The organism is Bradyrhizobium sp. 27S5 (genome assembly GCF_037217225.1).
Classification (GTDB): domain Bacteria; phylum Pseudomonadota; class Alphaproteobacteria; order Rhizobiales; family Xanthobacteraceae; genus Bradyrhizobium; species Bradyrhizobium septentrionale.
This window is the reverse complement of the sequence record NZ_CP147714.1, coordinates 1468575-1483441: the sequence shown is the minus strand read 5'-3', so window position 1 is coordinate 1483441 and position 14867 is coordinate 1468575. Positions and strand designations below refer to the sequence as shown.

Here is a 14867-nt window from a genome sequence, read left to right as displayed (position 1 = left end):
CGCGCTTGATCACGCGCTTAATCTCCGATGGCGCAGGTGATCGACTTGCGGCGAGGTATCTGACGACAGTCTAGCCCGTCCTATTCGTGAGAGTGCGTTTTTTTTGGTCCGATTGATGTGGCCGCACATCTGCTCTGACGAGGCGCGCGGGATTGCCTTCGGCTTTTCACCGCCTGACGACCGGTACTTTGCAACGCGCTTGAGGGATGGGTTGGGCGAACGGGGGGCGGACGCCCCGCCGGTCAAGGACCGAGCGGCAGCAGCGCGCCTGGCAAGCCGCGGATCAGGTCGGCTTCGGGACATGCCGCGGCAAACGCAAGGCGAATGCGGCTCGTGGTCTCGACGACACGGGCAGCGAGTTTCAAGAGACGAAGACGCAGCGTCGCGAACTCGGCTGTGGCCAATTCCCGGGCTTTGGGAATCGCGTCGCGCACGGTCAGCATCAGCCAATAAGCGGCGGTGTCGAGAACGAGGCGGACTTGATTGGCGAGCGCCGAACGGCAGCTGGTGCGATCGGAGGCGAGCTGCGTCTTATGCAGCTTGATCAGATTCTCGGCTTGGCCGCGCGCGCAATACAGGCTGTCGTAGATCCACTCGGCCGAGCCGACATCGAGGCTGGTGACGACGAAACGGATGTTGAGGCCGAGCATCGTCGCCTCAATACGGGCGACGGTACGTCGTTCGCGATCCCAGGACTTTGCCTTGTGGCGCGTCTCGGTATAGCCACGCAGAACCGGCAGGTTCTCGATGGCGCGTCGCGTGCGGATGCCATCGGCGGCCTCGTCGACTTTTCTGGCGAGCGGCTTGGTGCCGGACAGACCGAAGATGTAGTCGATGCCGTTGGTCTCGCACCACGCCATTGCCTCCGGCCGGGCATAGCGCCCGTCGCCACGGAACGTAATTCGCGTGTTGTGCCACCGCGTCCGGATATGCCGTATCAGGCGGCGCAGATGGGCACGCACCTCGACGCCGCCCGGCGTCTTGCCGGGCCGCAGCACGACCGCCACGGGCCGGCTCTTCTCCGTGTCGTAGACGTGGATCGGCAGGAAGCAGCGTTCGTCATAATGAGCGTTGAACAGCGAGAGCTGCTGATGGCCGTGGACGACATCGCAGGTATCATCGATGTCGAGCGTGACGGATGCCGGCTCGCGCGGGTAGCTATCCATCCATGCGTCGAAGGCGCGGAGCATTCTCCAGCCGCGACAGCGTCGGTTGGGAACACAGATCGCGACCCGTGTCCGGCAGCCGACCGCAGGCCAGCTTGAATGCGGGATCGGACCGCAGATGATCGAGGTCGTCGGCGTCCTCGTAGCCGCAGCAGATCGCGAACATGCGCGCGCGGAACATATCGACAAGGCTGTGCACGACCCGCGTCGGATCGCGCCGATCCGGGAACACGCGGGCCAAATTGTCGGCCAAGCCGAGACGCCGCTCGGCCATCGCCAGAAGCATCACGCCCCCGTTCGAGGTCAGCCGACCGCCATCGAAGGCAGCTGTGACTTTCTTGGCGTGAACGGCTGGAAACGAGAAGGGCAGAATCGTATCATCGGTCATGGCGGGCGTGGTGTTCGCGGCTAAAGGTGATGGGGTTGGCTTTGCAACCGAATCCTACGCCGCTTCAGCGCTTTACACCACGCTCGCCAGCCTCTCGGGCGCCCTCTGACGAATAAGACGGGTTAGAATTCCTTCCGCTGTGACGTTGCCACCTGCCGCGGCCTGAACTGATATCCAAGAAAGTCAAACTTGACCCTCTGATACGTTCGCCGACGCCTGTTGTCCATGCAATAGACGATCTGCGTCTTTGTCGGGTGCATCTGAAGTCCGCACACCTCCAACCTCGCTTGAAGCTCCGCCCTAATGGCCTCTGCTTCTTGCTCGGTCCGGCAGTGCACCAGTCCGTCGTCGGCATACCGACACCAAGGGAGGTCGGGATGTGTCCGCGCCATCCATAGATCGAACGTATAATGCAGGAACAGATTGGCCAGTATTGGGCTGATCACGCCCCCTTGCGGGGTTCCGCGGCTCCGCTCAACAAGCTTCCCGTCCTTTTCCATTGACGCCGTCAGCCATCTTTCGATGTAGAGCAGCGCCCATTTGCATTGCACGTGTCTCCGGACCGCCTTCAGCAGAAGATCATGCGGAAGATTGTCAAACAATCCTTTGATGTCGAACTCCAGGACCCCAATCATACTTCCAGCACCGCTGACGCGTGACGCCCACGGCGTCCAGAGCCGATTTTCCCGGCCTGTATCCGTAAGAGTCCTGCAGGAAGATGGATTCCAGTTCCGGCTCAATCATCTGTTTGACCACCATCTGCGCGATCCGATCGCTGATAGTGGGCACACCTAAAATCCTTTCGCCGCCCGTCTTCTTTGGAATGGAGACGGCGCGCACTGGAAGTGGAAAGTAGGTCCCTGACGACATCCGATTCCAGATCTTGTAGAGATTCCCTGCCAGATCTGTCTCGAACATCTCCAAGGTCTGTCCGTCCACTCCGGCCGCACCGCGATTGGATTTGACCGCCTTGTACGCTTCGTACACTCGCCGCTTCTCGATCGAGAACGGCTTGTTTATCGCACCGTTCGAAGTCATCCTGTTTCCAGTTGGTTCAAGAGTACGACTACCTGACCCGATCCCTTTGCTCCGGCCCCATTACAGGGCCCTCAACGCTCCTACGGATCGGTCCGCCCCAGTCTCTTGCATTGGTACTCTCGCCTCACGGTTGGCGCCGCTTGCGCTTCTCCCTTGGCATCAAGAGCCTGGTTCCTGCAGTTCCGCGCGAAAGCCTGTGTCCGACTCACGCCCCCTCTACGCCGGTCGCCGTCCGCCCGGTCATCAGGCATCTGGCGGACTTGTCCCAGGATGACGAAACGATCCTGGTTTTGACGACGCTTGGATTCATAACGACGCGTCCTCGAAGGGTTCACTTTCATTCGTCTTTCGGACACTCACCTGCTCGGTTTGATCCGAACTTTTGATCCGACGCTCACCACCACGGCTATTTACCGCAGCAGCTCGGACTGGTTTGAGACCCGCTCCTGAAAGCCGATCTCGGAGGGCCAGCCCCATCTTTCCCGCAGCTTCACAATCGGTTTTAGTTCATGTTGAACTCCTTCCGCTGTCTGCAGCACACTCTCATCGATAAACACCAGCCGGCCCGGATCAAGTCCGGCCTGCCAGGATTGCCAACGCTGGCGCCTACGAGAGACGTCGGCGCGCGCTTGTTCGAGGGCGAACAGTGTTTTTTTGAACCGCAGTCCTTCCCGGCGCAGGAACAGCCAGACCGCGTTGTGTGAGACCTTGCCCCCCGAGCTGCCAGTTCCGCCTTCAGACCATGCAGCGTCAGGTGCGGCGTCTGAGTGATCCGCTCGACAATGAAGGCACGATGCGGATCAAGCACGGGATTGCGGTGACCGCCCATCTTGTCAGGCGCAACCGAGCCGGTCGCCCGCTGCCGCTGTGACCACTTCACAACCGACGAGACCGCAACACCAAACCGTTCCGCCACAGATCGGCAGCTCTCGCCCGCTAAAACCGACGCCACCACACGCTCGCGAAGATCCAGGGAAAGAGGTCGGGTCATGCGATGCTGGCCTCCAATCCAGTCAGCATCTTGAATCATAAACCGCCCAAAACCGGAATCCCCTCCGATTCAGTTAAGCAATGAAATGCTCTAGCGCTGATTTGATCACCATCCTGTACAGCAGCAGCGCGTCAATTGACGTCGGGACCGCGAGCCGGGGACTGAACGCCTAGCGAGACGTTCCACATAATCGACTCTGAGTGCGCCAGCGCGCTCGAGCGAGAGGACGACCGCCGCGGCGAACGCGCCGCTCGACAGACAGCTTGACCTGCGATCGGGCAGCAGCGACAGCTTCCACTCTACGGGTGCGAGACGAAGACACCGGCGTGTTCCACCTGTAGGCACGGTGGCAGCACTACAAGCGCTCTCTCATCCAAGTTGCGCTTCACCGGATGGTGGCGAGCCAGCGCTTTTCTTCTCCTCTTCAATGAAAAGTCGCGTCGGATCCTCAGGTTGGGCTATGAATTGCCGTCTGGAGAAATAGTGCCAGTACTGCCGGATGCAAAACGCGGCCATCTGGTCGATGAGACGGGCTATGATTTTCACAAACCCACGAGCTCTTGCGAGGTTTCATCGGTTAAGATCAATCGGCCCGGATCGTTCAGGTCGAACTCTATCACACGTGGCACAAAGAGACGCGCATAGCGCGTGAAGGCGCTCGTCGGGGGAAAGCGAATTACAGTGTCGCAGCGCGCAAGGAGATACATCTCGATAAGGGCTGAAAACCCGCCCTCGGCTCCGAGCGCGGCGCTGTGCAGAGGCCCAGCCTGAAGCGCCTGGAAACGTTTTGGAATCGTGAAAACATCAGGAAATAAGGCCGAAACCTTCTCAAGAACGAGCGCACTGTCCGTACACAGGAACACCCTCGCAGGCTTGGCGTACGGCAACCCCCTGGCCCTTTCGATGGCACGACAGACCTGCCGCAGGGCGCGCTCCGGATCGGCCCAATAGGGAGCATGCCCCATAATATCCTCGCCGTTGCCGTGTCGAACATGAACGCCGATGATGCTGTACGGCTCAAACTGCTTGCGGTAAATGGCCTCAATCCGTGCCAGAATTTCAGATCGCGGTTTAATGTTGCGAAAGATCTCTCGTTCGGCCTCCTGATCGCAGCGCCACATCAGACAGGCGTCACACACAACCGTGTTAGCGTCACTATCTTCCTCATTTTGGAACAGTTGATCGAGCTCGTCGCGCTCGCGGAAAATTTGCTGATCCGGCCGATAGACGCAGTCGATGGATGGCTTGTTCCACCATCCCGGGAAGAACGGCCCCGGGAATGAGCGGTGGTTGATCTGGTCGTCGCAGATGATCGGTACCCCAGCAATATCGTGAACTGGTTCGAAAAAGACTGGGAAGGCATTGGTGAATGGCTGATCGAGATAACAGGATCCGCGCCAATCGATTGCCAGCGTCCGATCGGTCCGCTGTGCAAAGCGCCAAGCTGCCGCCAGCGACCACAGGCAGTCGCCGAACCCGGTCCTTCGCCTGGAAACAACGAACCGACCGCTCTTTATACCGCTAACCATACGCATTGCCTCGTTCCAGGCTCTTGGGTGGACATAAGACGTCATTATAGATGCATCTCGTGTGATCGCATCCGTTGTCATCGGCGGCACTCGTGATGCCGGCGAGCTGCGTCGGTAGAATTTCATGGCGGCGAGCCTCTGATGGATGATGTTCTCTGAATGCTTTCCGATTGCACTTCCATTCAGAGACGCTGCGCCGACGTACCCGATTTCGGTCCGATACCGTTTCGCCCTATCCCGGTCCCGCCACGCATGCATTGCCAGGGTCATTCGTGAGCTCAGCCTGCGCTTCACTTTTCCTTTTATTGCAGTCGCAGGTCGCACGCGGTGGACGCAGCCGAACACAGCGCTGCTCCCACGCGAGCCGCAGTTCCTTCACGATATCTTCACGCTTGTCGTGATCGGCCATGGTCGTGTCTAGAAGCCAGCCAAGCGGCGCCTCGCCCTCGATCCGCATCAGCAGCTCGAATAACTCATGTGAAATGCGTATGCTGTCGCGGCCCGAAGGTCCCGTACGGATCTCGCAGACCGTTTCCTGGCGATCTGCCGCGGTGTAGGAGCGAACGCGATGAAGGGACGCATAAGGCGGCAATGAAACGCTTAGCGCACCCCAATCCTGCAGCCTTGCCGCTCGCTTCTTGACGAGGAACGGCCCCGCAACAAGTCCGTCTAGGTCGGTCGTCAAAAATGTCGTGATAGCGTCTGCAACCGAATCCACGATCGGCTCGGCATTGTTGTTGAATGACGTATTCAGAAGCACTGGGATGCCAGTACGCTTTTTAAACGCATTGATAACATCCCAATAGGCGGGGTTTGTCTTGCGCGATACTGTTTGCAGCCGAGCGGTACCATCGACGTGCGTGATTGCGCCGAGCACCTTACGCTGGGCTTCGCGCACCCGGACCACGAAATTCATGAAGGGAAAGTCCTGCTTGCCGTCAGGGAGCTCGAAGAACTCGTTCGCATTCTCCTCCAGCACAGATGGCGCAAACGGACGATAGCCCTCGCGTTTTTTGACCATTGCGTTGATCCGGTCCTTGTTTTCCGGCGGCCGCGGGTCCGCAAGAATGCTCCGGTTGCCGAGCGCACGCGGCCCGAACTCAGAGCGGCCCTGAACCCAGCCGATCACGGCGCCATCTGCCATCCAGTCGGCCGCACTTGCTGCTATGTCGTCACATCGTTGAATGTCGAGATGACCGGACCATGCATTGAGCTCCTGTTCCACGGCTTGCTCGTTTCCGAGGCCGGGCCCCCAATATACGTCTGACAGCCGCTCGCGCGGCGTTGGCCTGCCCAGCTCGCTCGACATCATCAATGCGGCGCCAAGCGCGCATCCGGCGTCGTGGGCCGCGGGTTGGACGAAGATGTCGTCGAAAAGGCCGGAATAGAGTAGCTTACCGTTGACGGTGCAGTTATGGGCTACCCCTCCAGCTAGGCACAAACGCGTGATGCCTGTCGTTTCGCGATAGTGTAGCAGGACGTGAAACACGATCCGCTCCAGAGCTTCCTGCAGCGATGCGCTGACATCCCGATGTTGCTGGGTAAACGGCATTCCCTTTCGTCGGACCTGGATGTTTCGGAGCAGCGCCGGACCGATGCGGTCAAGGTGGACGCGATAGTCTCCATTGTCCAACAACTCGTAGAGCTGTCCGAACAGCTCGCGATAAGGAGTGGGGTCCCCGTAGGGAGCAAGCCCCATCACCTTGTACTCGTCGAACAACCCGTAGCCGAGGTAACGGATCGTTTCGAGATAGAACAATCCCAGAGAGTTGCTTTCTGGGAAGCGTGCAAGTTGCGTCATTCCGGTGCCCGACCCTACCGCCAATAGGCCCGAGAGAAAATCGCCACCGCCGTCAACCGAAAAAATGAGGCTTTGCTCGAACCCAGACATGGCAAACGCGCTGACCGCATGCGCTTCATGGTGATTTACGAATGAAACCCGCGACGCATCGACCTCGGTACCGAACTCCCGTACCAGTAGCTGTCGCAGCAACAGTTTGGCGTCCAGCGGAAGCGGCTGAGAAACAGCTAGGCGCTCGAGCATAGTGTTGCAGTACGCCTCAGTCGCGTAGAACGCAATGCGATCGATCTGGTGAAGCTCGACTCCCGCAGCCGAAAGACAGTATCGCATCGCGTTGCTTGGGAACTTGTTGGAGTGCTTAACTCGATTGAGGCGCTCCTCTTCGACGGCAGCGATCACGCGGCCATCCTGTACAAGAACCGCAGCGCCATCGTGCAAGAAGGTATTCGGCAGCTCGGGCGAGCTTTCGTGAATTCTGTCCAGACCGCCACATATTCCCAGACACAACATCTCGTTCTCCATTTGATCATGACGGGACGACCAATGGCCGTTCCAGCTGCTTCGTATTATCGCGCTCCGTCGGCCGCGCGGGGCCGTAGCACAACCCAAGGTTCTCCCAGCGCCGCCCGGACACGGCGCTCAGCCCGTTGAAGTGCCGGAGCCCCGCATCGATCAACTGAACAGGCTGATGTGGACCTGGCTTGATCGCGTCCTCTTACAGGCATTGCAACTGCTGCCATCGCAGGTCGGGCCTTGTTCGACTCACCTGAGAGCACGGTGCGACTGCATCAGCTGGATTCTCCCGGTTATCTTAGTTCTTTCCCTCAACGCAGCAGCCGGCGCCGCAACAGTGCGGTCGATACGAAGAAGGGCAACACCGCGTATATGCAAAGCGCACCTACATGAAACAAAGCGCCGCCAGCCTCGCGCTCTAGCATCGCGGGGCGAATGAGGTCGACCGAATGCGCTAGCGGCAACAAGTCGGCGAAGTGCTGAAATGAGCAAGGCAGTTGGCTCATCGGAAACACCGCGCCACACAGAAACACCATAGGGGTAAGGACAAGCGTCTGGTAAAACACGAAGTAGTCGTAACTTGGCGCAAGAGATATGACGACCATTGCCAGGCTGGCGAATGCAAGCCCAGTAAGCGCGACGGTCGGCATCGCATAGAAAATGGAAAGCCAAGACGCATAGCCAAGCGTGGCAGCGACAAGCCCGATTGCCGTCCCGGCAAGAACGGATTTGCTAGCCGCCCAAACCAATTCGCCTAAAACGATATCGCCAAGCGTAAGCTGTGTGGACAGGATTGCTTCCCAGGTACGATTGGCATCCATGCGAGCAAAGGTTGCATACATGGTTTCAAACGTTGCGGCAGTCATGGCGCTGGTCGCAACCATGCCCGCAGCCAAAAATGCGATGTAGGAAGTTCCCTCAACGGGCCCGACGATGAGACCGAGGCCGAAGCCAAGGCCAAAAAGATGGGTTATAGGATCTGCGAGGTTGCCGAGAACCGACGCAAGCGCAACTTTCCTCCATGCCAGGCAATTTCGACGCCATACCGCGACCCAGTTGTAGGCGTTAGCGGGCAGGACCCCCGCATAACCTTCACTCATCACTCATTTCTCCATCTCGCGTCCGGTCAGGCGCATGAACACGTCCTCGAGATTTGCCGGACGCTGCAGAATGCGCAGACCCGCTCGCCCGCGCAGCTGGATGCGCACCTGCTCGGGATATTGCGCATAGCAAAACAGCGTCTCTCCGCTCACTTCGAGGTGACGTACATAGGGCTTGAGTATCTCACGCAGCTCTTGCGGATGACCGCCATAGATCTCAATCACGTTGCATCCGACCTGTTCGTCGATCAACGCTTGCGGTTTGCCTTCGGCGATCTTGCGTCCATCCTCCAGCACACACAGCCGATCGCATAGACGTTCGGCCTCTTCCATGAAGTGAGTGGTCAGTAGGATCGTCTTGCCACGGGCCAACAAAACTCGCAGACGTTCCCAGATCAGGTGGCGGGCGTGCGGATCCAGACCCGTCGTCGGCTCGTCCATTACCAGCAGATGCGGGTCATTGATCAATGCACGCGCCAGCGTCAGCCGCCGCTTCATGCCACCTGACAGCTCGGCGACGCGCACATCCACCTTGCTTTCGAGCCGCGCAAACTCTAGCAACGACGGCAGGAGCGCCTCGATCTTTCGAGCGCTCATGCCGAAGTATCTGCCAAATACCACCAGGTTTTCTCGTACGGTAAACCCGAGTTCAAGGTTGTCGAACTGCGGCACCACGCCGATGCGCACACGTGCCACTCGAGCGCGTGCAGGCACGGGCTCATCAAGGACGGTAACCTTGCCTTCATCCGGCGCAATCATGCCGAGAAGCATACGCGCAATGGTGCTCTTGCCAGCTCCATTGGGCCCGAGCAGGCCAAAGCACTCTCCGCGTGCAACCGAGAACGACAGTTCATTGACGATGATCTTGCCGCCAAAGGACTTTTTTACGCCGGCAATGTCGATGGCTGCGGTGGACATGTTCACCTTAGGTTGGCAGAAGTCGTTGAGCCGACGATGGCGTCTCTACGACCGTCTTGGTCCAGAGCAGGCCGTCACACCACACATGTTCAACGCGTCCCCATTGGCAAGCTTCGGCAACATCCGGGAAGACGCCACGGCCGTGAACATTGGCGCTCGTATTGCAGAGCAGCGGAATGCCGGTGAGTTTCTCAAATTCGACGAGGAGCTCGGCAATCTTGTGTGAAGAGTTGCGGGAGATTGTCTGCAGTCGCGCAGAGCCGTCCAAATGGACGACGGCGGCGACCTTGTCGCGCCATTCCGTCCTAGTCTGATGATCGAACAGCATGTACGGATCCGGCGTACCGGGGTTGAATATCTCTGGCGCCCGATCCTCTAGGCAAATCGGCGCCACCGGTCGGAAGTATTCGCGGCGCTTGATGTCGTTGAGACGATCCTTCATTGCCGGCGAAGTCGCGGCCGCAAGAATGCTTCTGCCGCCCAACGCCCGCGGCCCAAGCTCCGCGCACCCGGAAAGGAAGATCACCGGCTCGTTGTCGGCGAGAATGGCCGCAAGATCGCGCAGACTGCACGGCGCGGCCTCCCATTCTGGCGGAACCTCGCTGGCTTGCAGGGCAGGACCACTGTAGACTGACCATTCCAGTGGCACGAACCCATCTTGCGCCGCCAGCGCACTGCAAGCTGCACCGATTGCCGAGCCGCTGTCATTCGGAAATGGCGGCACCCAGACGTCATCGAACAGTCCCGTCGCGCGAAGCGCACTATTCCACTTGATGTTAAGACCGCAGCCGCCGGCTATACATAGATTCCGCGCTCCCGGAAGCGACGAATGCCGCAGCAACACCATTGCGATTTCCCGGATAAGGAGACGTTCCAGGAACACATGAAACGACGCAAGGACGTCCTCCGCTCGCTCGGCCAATGCCGAAGCGTCACTCGCAGCTATGCACGACTTTTTCGAGGCGAGCAGACTGCGCCTCATGTGTTGATGTCCGCGCGATAGCGACGAGCCTGCTGCGTGTCCGCCGCGAAGCGCCTGTCGTAGAGCTCCTGAAACACCGCCACAATGCTTTCGTTGGCAGAACCAAGCGCGACGTAGGCCATCAATTTGCCGGCGATGCCCAAGTCCGAATTGGTGCGATTCGGCCGACTGTAAGGCCCGAAGTGAAGGCCGGCGACAGCATAGGCGTGGCCAATCATCGGAAACAGGCATCCAACGAGCCGCCCCCCCTGTGGTTCAACATAGTAAAGACGTGGAGAGATCCAGCCGTCCCATACCAGACAGAACGCGGGCCTACCCGAGACGGCAAAGGGGCTGGTGCTATATGCTGAGGCAACGTGGCCGGTGACGTGCGGGTAACTCTTGTAGGGAAACACCTTGCTGGCAAGGATCAAGCCAAAACCGTCGACACAATCAAGAAGGCCCTCAGCACGGCGCTCGACATATGGCGCCCCTTTCAGCGCGATCGGCACGGCCCCACTGAGGACCAGGAATTGCGACTCGCGCTCGCCATCCCCGCCGTCGATGACGAACTGATCAATATCACGCGGATCCAGGCCATGCTCCGCCAATGCAAGTACAACTGCATCGAGATTATCGATGGATTGATAGCGAGGATTATTGCCGCGCTTCTCTTGCTCGGTGCAAAAGACAAGCCGCCCATCCTCGACGACAGCAATTGCCCCGTCATGTGTCAACTTGATGCCGCAGATGCGCATACGCCCCTCGGCCCAACGACCGCAATTTGATTGTTTCGACGAGCTATTCGACTTCCGGAACAGAACGAGCAGGCAATCTTGGTCGACCGAACCAGTCTGGCAATGCTGACGCTCGATTCGGATAAACTCTCATTCAAGAGAGCAATCGCCGTCTCAGCAGCATGGTCCCAGCGTCGACAAGCATCACGCGCGAATCCGAGGACCAGAGCGCCATTTGGCGCAAGCATGCTCACCATGACCGCCTCTCCGTTCTTTGCCGTGCGCGCTTAATCCTGCGGCATGACATCCTGCACGGTAATTCGCTGGCAGTGGGGTCCCAGCATTTCCGTGAATGCGAAGGCTGCACCTCCGACTTCAAGGGCACGCGCAACATCCCCATTGGAAGTGCGACATCCGAACCATTTGCGCGTAACGCTCCTGTTCCAACGGGTTACTGTCGAGGCGCCACTGATCACCAACAGCAAGATCACGCTCGAACAGATGATAGTTCTTGTCCAGTCTCATGGGTCGATTAACCTGTTGTTATTGGCTCGATCAATCGCCACCGCACATATTGTCAGTCGCCGGCTCGCCCGAGGAACCGCGCGACCTCCGCTTGCGAATTGCTTCAACAATTTCTGCAGTAGCTGCAGCGCTCGATCCAGTGTTAGTAGCCGGGATAGTGGCCTTCTTGTCCCCTGCGCTCGGCACATTGACGAGCTTACGCGACAGCCAATCGCTATTGCTCAATGTACAAAGCGCATAAGCCTTCAAAGGAAGTAGGATAAATATATTGATGGGCGTATGGAGCGAGAAGCCGATAAAGCGCAATTCGCGGGCACGAAACGCCGCGACACTGCACCGGATTATTGTCATTGCAGCAATTGTCAATCCCGTCCACCAGGGCACCGAACCGCCGATTGCGAGCTGTGCAAGCGCAGCCAGTGATGACAATACGAGAAGTAAAGGGCCGAGATTTTGTCCGACAACGTCTAGCGTGAGATAGCCATCGAGTTCGGGCAGCAGGCGCAATGCAAGAAACGTGTCCCGAAAGGTACTCCGTGCCCAACGCAGTTGCTGACGCAGATACGGCCCAAGGCTGTCGGGTACGACTGTTGCCGCGATGGCATCCGGGACATACTCGGTTCGAAATCCCGCTTTGAGCATGAGGATAGTTAGGTGGCGATCCTCGCCAAAATCGCTCGGCTTTCCGCGAAAGAGTTGCGTTTCGTATTGATCAAGCAGCAAAGCGAGGGCGGAGCGACGATACATCGCGCAGGGGCCGCAACAGCACATGACTGCACCGAAGCGAGCCTGTGCCGCGCGCTCTTCGTTGCACGCTAGCCAGTATTCCATATCGATTAGCTTGGTTAGCCAGGTTTGGCTGCGGTTGCTCGCTATCAACTGTCCCATGGCGGCGCCGACTTCCGGCTCCTGCATCTTCAATGCAAGCTTCTTGACCACGTCAGCGGCTAGTATCGTATCCGAGTCGACGTTGAGCACCAGGTTCCCGGACGAGCTACGTATAGCGGCGATCTGCGCCTTGCGCTTTCCAACGTTCTTGGCCAGCAGGATGATGCTGAATCTCGGATCGTTCGCATAGAGGTCGTGTACAGGCCCCACGACATCGCGATTTGCAGATCCGTCGTCGACCACATAGACCTGCAGTCTTCCACCGTAGTCTTGACCTACAATCGACTCGAGACATTTGGAGAGCGTGTTCGGGTCCTCGTTGAAGCAAGGCACGATGACGTCCACGCTGGGCAGAGCTACCTCGGATTGGCCCAGATCGGTCTGCAGCGACGAGGTATTCGCCGGCTGAGCATAGAGCGCTTGCGCGCTCTTGTAGACAGTTGAGAGCAGCGCATAAGATGAAACGGCGACAGCGCTGGTTGTAGCGAGCAGGTCCATTTTGGGGCCAGTTTTGTTTAGTGAAGTTGAGGAAGCGGACGGATTGCAAACCCGCGCTGTTGCAGAACCGGTATCAGATGTGACAGCGCCATCACCGTCTGATCACGCAGAGTGGCATCGCTGCAGAGTCTTTCCTCACCAGGAGGATACCCGTCGTGCAGAAGTACAATTGCGCCTGGACGAACGGCCGCCAGCACTGAATTCACAATCCTATCGACGCCTGGGCGCGACCAATCTCTCGGATCGACCGACCAGTGCAGAGCTGTGAGGCCAGCGCTCGCTGTCGTAGCGAGCACCGCTTGGGTCCATAAGCCGTAGGGTGCTCGCATGTGCCTGGGCGAAGCCTGCGGGCATGCCGAACGGATCGCCTTGCTCGTCGTTAGCACTTCATCGTGAACCACCGCTGGTTCACATCTGGAGAGATCCGGATGCGTCATTGTGTGGTTTGCAACCTCGTGTCCTTGCGCAATCATTCGTCGAATGAGTTCAGGCTGATCGGTCACGTACGTGCCGATAACGAAGAACGTCGCCGGCACCCGATGTTGCGTCAGCACATCGAGCACGTCGGGCGTGCAAAATGGATTTGGCCCATCATCAAAGGTCAAATAGACACAGCGACTTGCGCTGACGTCGGCGTAGTCGCGACGCACCGCAGACAGGGGGACGAGCCCTTTCACAGCTCAGGCCCGTTCCGGTCGATGATCGTCCCGGCCGGCCACTCGCTGATCGGGCGTCCGAGCGGGAACACCACCACGAGAACGTCCTCGATCCGGACCGGCGGCAAATTGGGATACACATCTGCGTGGGTGGACCGGACGCGAATGCCGGACATGAGGGTTGCCAGCCCCCGCCTTCCAATCAATCTGGTAAGGTGCTTCTCAAGCGCGGGCCGAACCGTACCAAAGCCGAACGGAACCCCGAGCTCCTGCAGCGCAGGATACATCACGCGCATTGAGTGGCTGATTCCAAGCCCCTCGAGATCCGGACGCACCGCATATAGTCCCAGTTCGGCCACGAGTAGATCGCCCCCGTCAATCTTGATGAAGCGGCGTAGGGCGCCGATGTGAGCAGCTACGCCGTGCGCGTCGTAACCAATTACGCGGACCTCCGGCCTTGCACCGGCCCAACTTCGACTCCCCTCAAATGGCTGCGCATTAAAAGCACCCGTCGGCCCATAGCTTTCGCGGAAAAACTCAGCGAGCTCGGTATGGTCGCCCAGCCGCAGCTCGCTTTCCCAATGCAGGCTCCACTGCACTTGAGGGCGCGCGGAACGACTTTCCGCCGACCGAGATCCGGGAATATTCATGACGGGCTTCCCTGCACCAGTGACGTTAAGAGCGGAGGTGGTCACGTGAACAACTCGCTATCGGCTGAATCGCTGATCAATACTCGAATGCACTGACGTGGGGCGCCGGCGCCCGGCTCAGTTCGCCAGCGGCGCGGCAGAACGGCCCCCTTGGAGTGGCGCCTTGGCCAGAGAAGAGGCGATCGTGCAGTCGGCGCTGGTCATCCCAGTCAATGTCATGTCCGAGATCTGCCAGACATGCCGACGTGGCGCTTGGATTGTCCGGCACCTACCCGCATTATCAAGAGGTTCGGTCCGGTCCAGGATTGCTATCGATGCTGTGCGGTCTGATGGCGCCCCATCGATGAACGAGATCTCACCGCAAGCGCTCCCGATCGGCCCCAGATCAACTTGGGTCATATGCATCTTCGACACGCTCTGAATGTGATGGACAAGCAACTATTTGGCCGGTCGCGGGTGACGTTTGGCATCCGCAATGTGCGCCTGCCTCTCGGTTCCGACACTAGGG

At 58.8% G+C, this 14867-nt stretch carries 9 protein-coding genes and 5 pseudogenes; all 14 read right to left on the bottom strand.

The annotated features are described in order from the left end of the window. Positions 1-242 precede the first annotated feature (242 nt). The 14 genes and pseudogenes from WDM24_RS07060 to WDM24_RS06995 all read right to left on the bottom strand — a co-directional run bounded on the left by WDM24_RS07060 (position 243) and on the right by WDM24_RS06995 (position 14359). Positions 243-1554, bottom strand: a pseudogene (locus WDM24_RS07060) (IS1380 family transposase). Positions 1555-1679: 125 nt separating this feature from the next. After that, a pseudogene (gene ltrA / locus WDM24_RS07055) lies at positions 1680-2592 on the bottom strand (group II intron reverse transcriptase/maturase); the annotation flags it as partial. Positions 2593-3119: 527 nt separating this feature from the next. Next, positions 3120-3583 (bottom strand): annotated as a pseudogene (locus WDM24_RS07050) (IS630 family transposase); the annotation flags it as partial. A gap of 542 nt (positions 3584-4125) precedes the next feature. Further along, the gene (locus WDM24_RS07045; protein WP_338696204.1) at positions 4126-5238 is read right to left on the bottom strand and encodes a nodulation protein NodZ; all 1113 of its coding nucleotides are present in this window, start codon (positions 5236-5238) and stop codon (positions 4126-4128) included. 106 nt (positions 5239-5344) lie between these two features. Continuing rightward, positions 5345-7423, bottom strand: a complete 2079-nt coding sequence (locus WDM24_RS07040) for a carbamoyltransferase (RefSeq protein ID WP_338701038.1) — start codon at positions 7421-7423, stop codon at positions 5345-5347. A 314-nt stretch (positions 7424-7737) separates the two neighbouring features. Next, complete coding sequence (locus WDM24_RS07035) at positions 7738-8526, bottom strand: ABC transporter permease (protein WP_338696202.1); 789 nt, start codon at positions 8524-8526, stop codon at positions 7738-7740. 3 nt (positions 8527-8529) lie between these two features. Then, on the bottom strand, positions 8530-9450 hold the full coding sequence (nodI, locus tag WDM24_RS07030) for a nodulation factor ABC transporter ATP-binding protein NodI (protein ID WP_338696200.1): 921 nt from the start codon (positions 9448-9450) through the stop codon (positions 8530-8532). A gap of 1 nt (position 9451) precedes the next feature. After that, positions 9452-11163, bottom strand: a pseudogene (nodU, locus tag WDM24_RS07025) (nodulation protein NodU). Beyond that, a complete protein-coding gene (locus tag WDM24_RS07020; protein ID WP_338701036.1) occupies positions 11139-11390 on the bottom strand; it encodes an SAM-dependent methyltransferase in 252 nt (83 codons plus the stop codon). The pseudogene nodU and the gene WDM24_RS07020 overlap by 25 nt, the downstream one beginning before the upstream one ends. A 39-nt stretch (positions 11391-11429) precedes the next feature. Beyond that, positions 11430-11618, bottom strand: a complete 189-nt coding sequence (locus WDM24_RS07015) for an SAM-dependent methyltransferase (protein WP_338832347.1) — start codon at positions 11616-11618, stop codon at positions 11430-11432. After that, a pseudogene (locus WDM24_RS07010) lies at positions 11599-11667 on the bottom strand (hypothetical protein); the annotation flags it as partial. The pseudogene WDM24_RS07010 and the gene WDM24_RS07015, both read right to left, overlap by 20 nt. Positions 11668-11697: 30 nt before the next feature. Continuing rightward, positions 11698-13053: a chitooligosaccharide synthase NodC gene (nodC, locus tag WDM24_RS07005; protein ID WP_338696196.1), complete on the bottom strand. Its 1356-nt coding sequence runs from the start codon at positions 13051-13053 to the stop codon at positions 11698-11700. Between the two features lie 17 nt (positions 13054-13070). Next, on the bottom strand, positions 13071-13730 hold the full coding sequence (nodB, locus tag WDM24_RS07000; RefSeq protein ID WP_166104841.1) for a chitooligosaccharide deacetylase NodB: 660 nt from the start codon (positions 13728-13730) through the stop codon (positions 13071-13073). Beyond that, positions 13727-14359, bottom strand: coding sequence for a NodA family N-acyltransferase (locus tag WDM24_RS06995; protein WP_338696191.1), 633 nt, complete (start codon positions 14357-14359; stop codon positions 13727-13729). The genes nodB and WDM24_RS06995 overlap by 4 nt, the downstream gene beginning before the upstream one ends. Positions 14360-14867 lie beyond the last annotated feature (508 nt).

Coding starts and splice junctions, on each gene's coding strand:
- WDM24_RS07035 (WP_338696202.1), bottom strand. CDS start 8,526: ATGAGTGAAGGTTATGCGGGGGTCCTGCCCGCTAACGCCTACAACTGG.
- WDM24_RS07020 (WP_338701036.1), bottom strand. CDS start 11,390: ATGCTTGCGCCAAATGGCGCTCTGGTCCTCGGATTCGCGCGTGATGCT.
- WDM24_RS07045 (WP_338696204.1), bottom strand. CDS start 5,238: ATGAAATTCTACCGACGCAGCTCGCCGGCATCACGAGTGCCGCCGATG.
- WDM24_RS06995 (WP_338696191.1), bottom strand. CDS start 14,359: ATGAATATTCCCGGATCTCGGTCGGCGGAAAGTCGTTCCGCGCGCCCT.
- WDM24_RS07040 (WP_338701038.1), bottom strand. CDS start 7,423: ATGTTGTGTCTGGGAATATGTGGCGGTCTGGACAGAATTCACGAAAGC.
- nodC (WP_338696196.1), bottom strand. CDS start 13,053: ATGGACCTGCTCGCTACAACCAGCGCTGTCGCCGTTTCATCTTATGCG.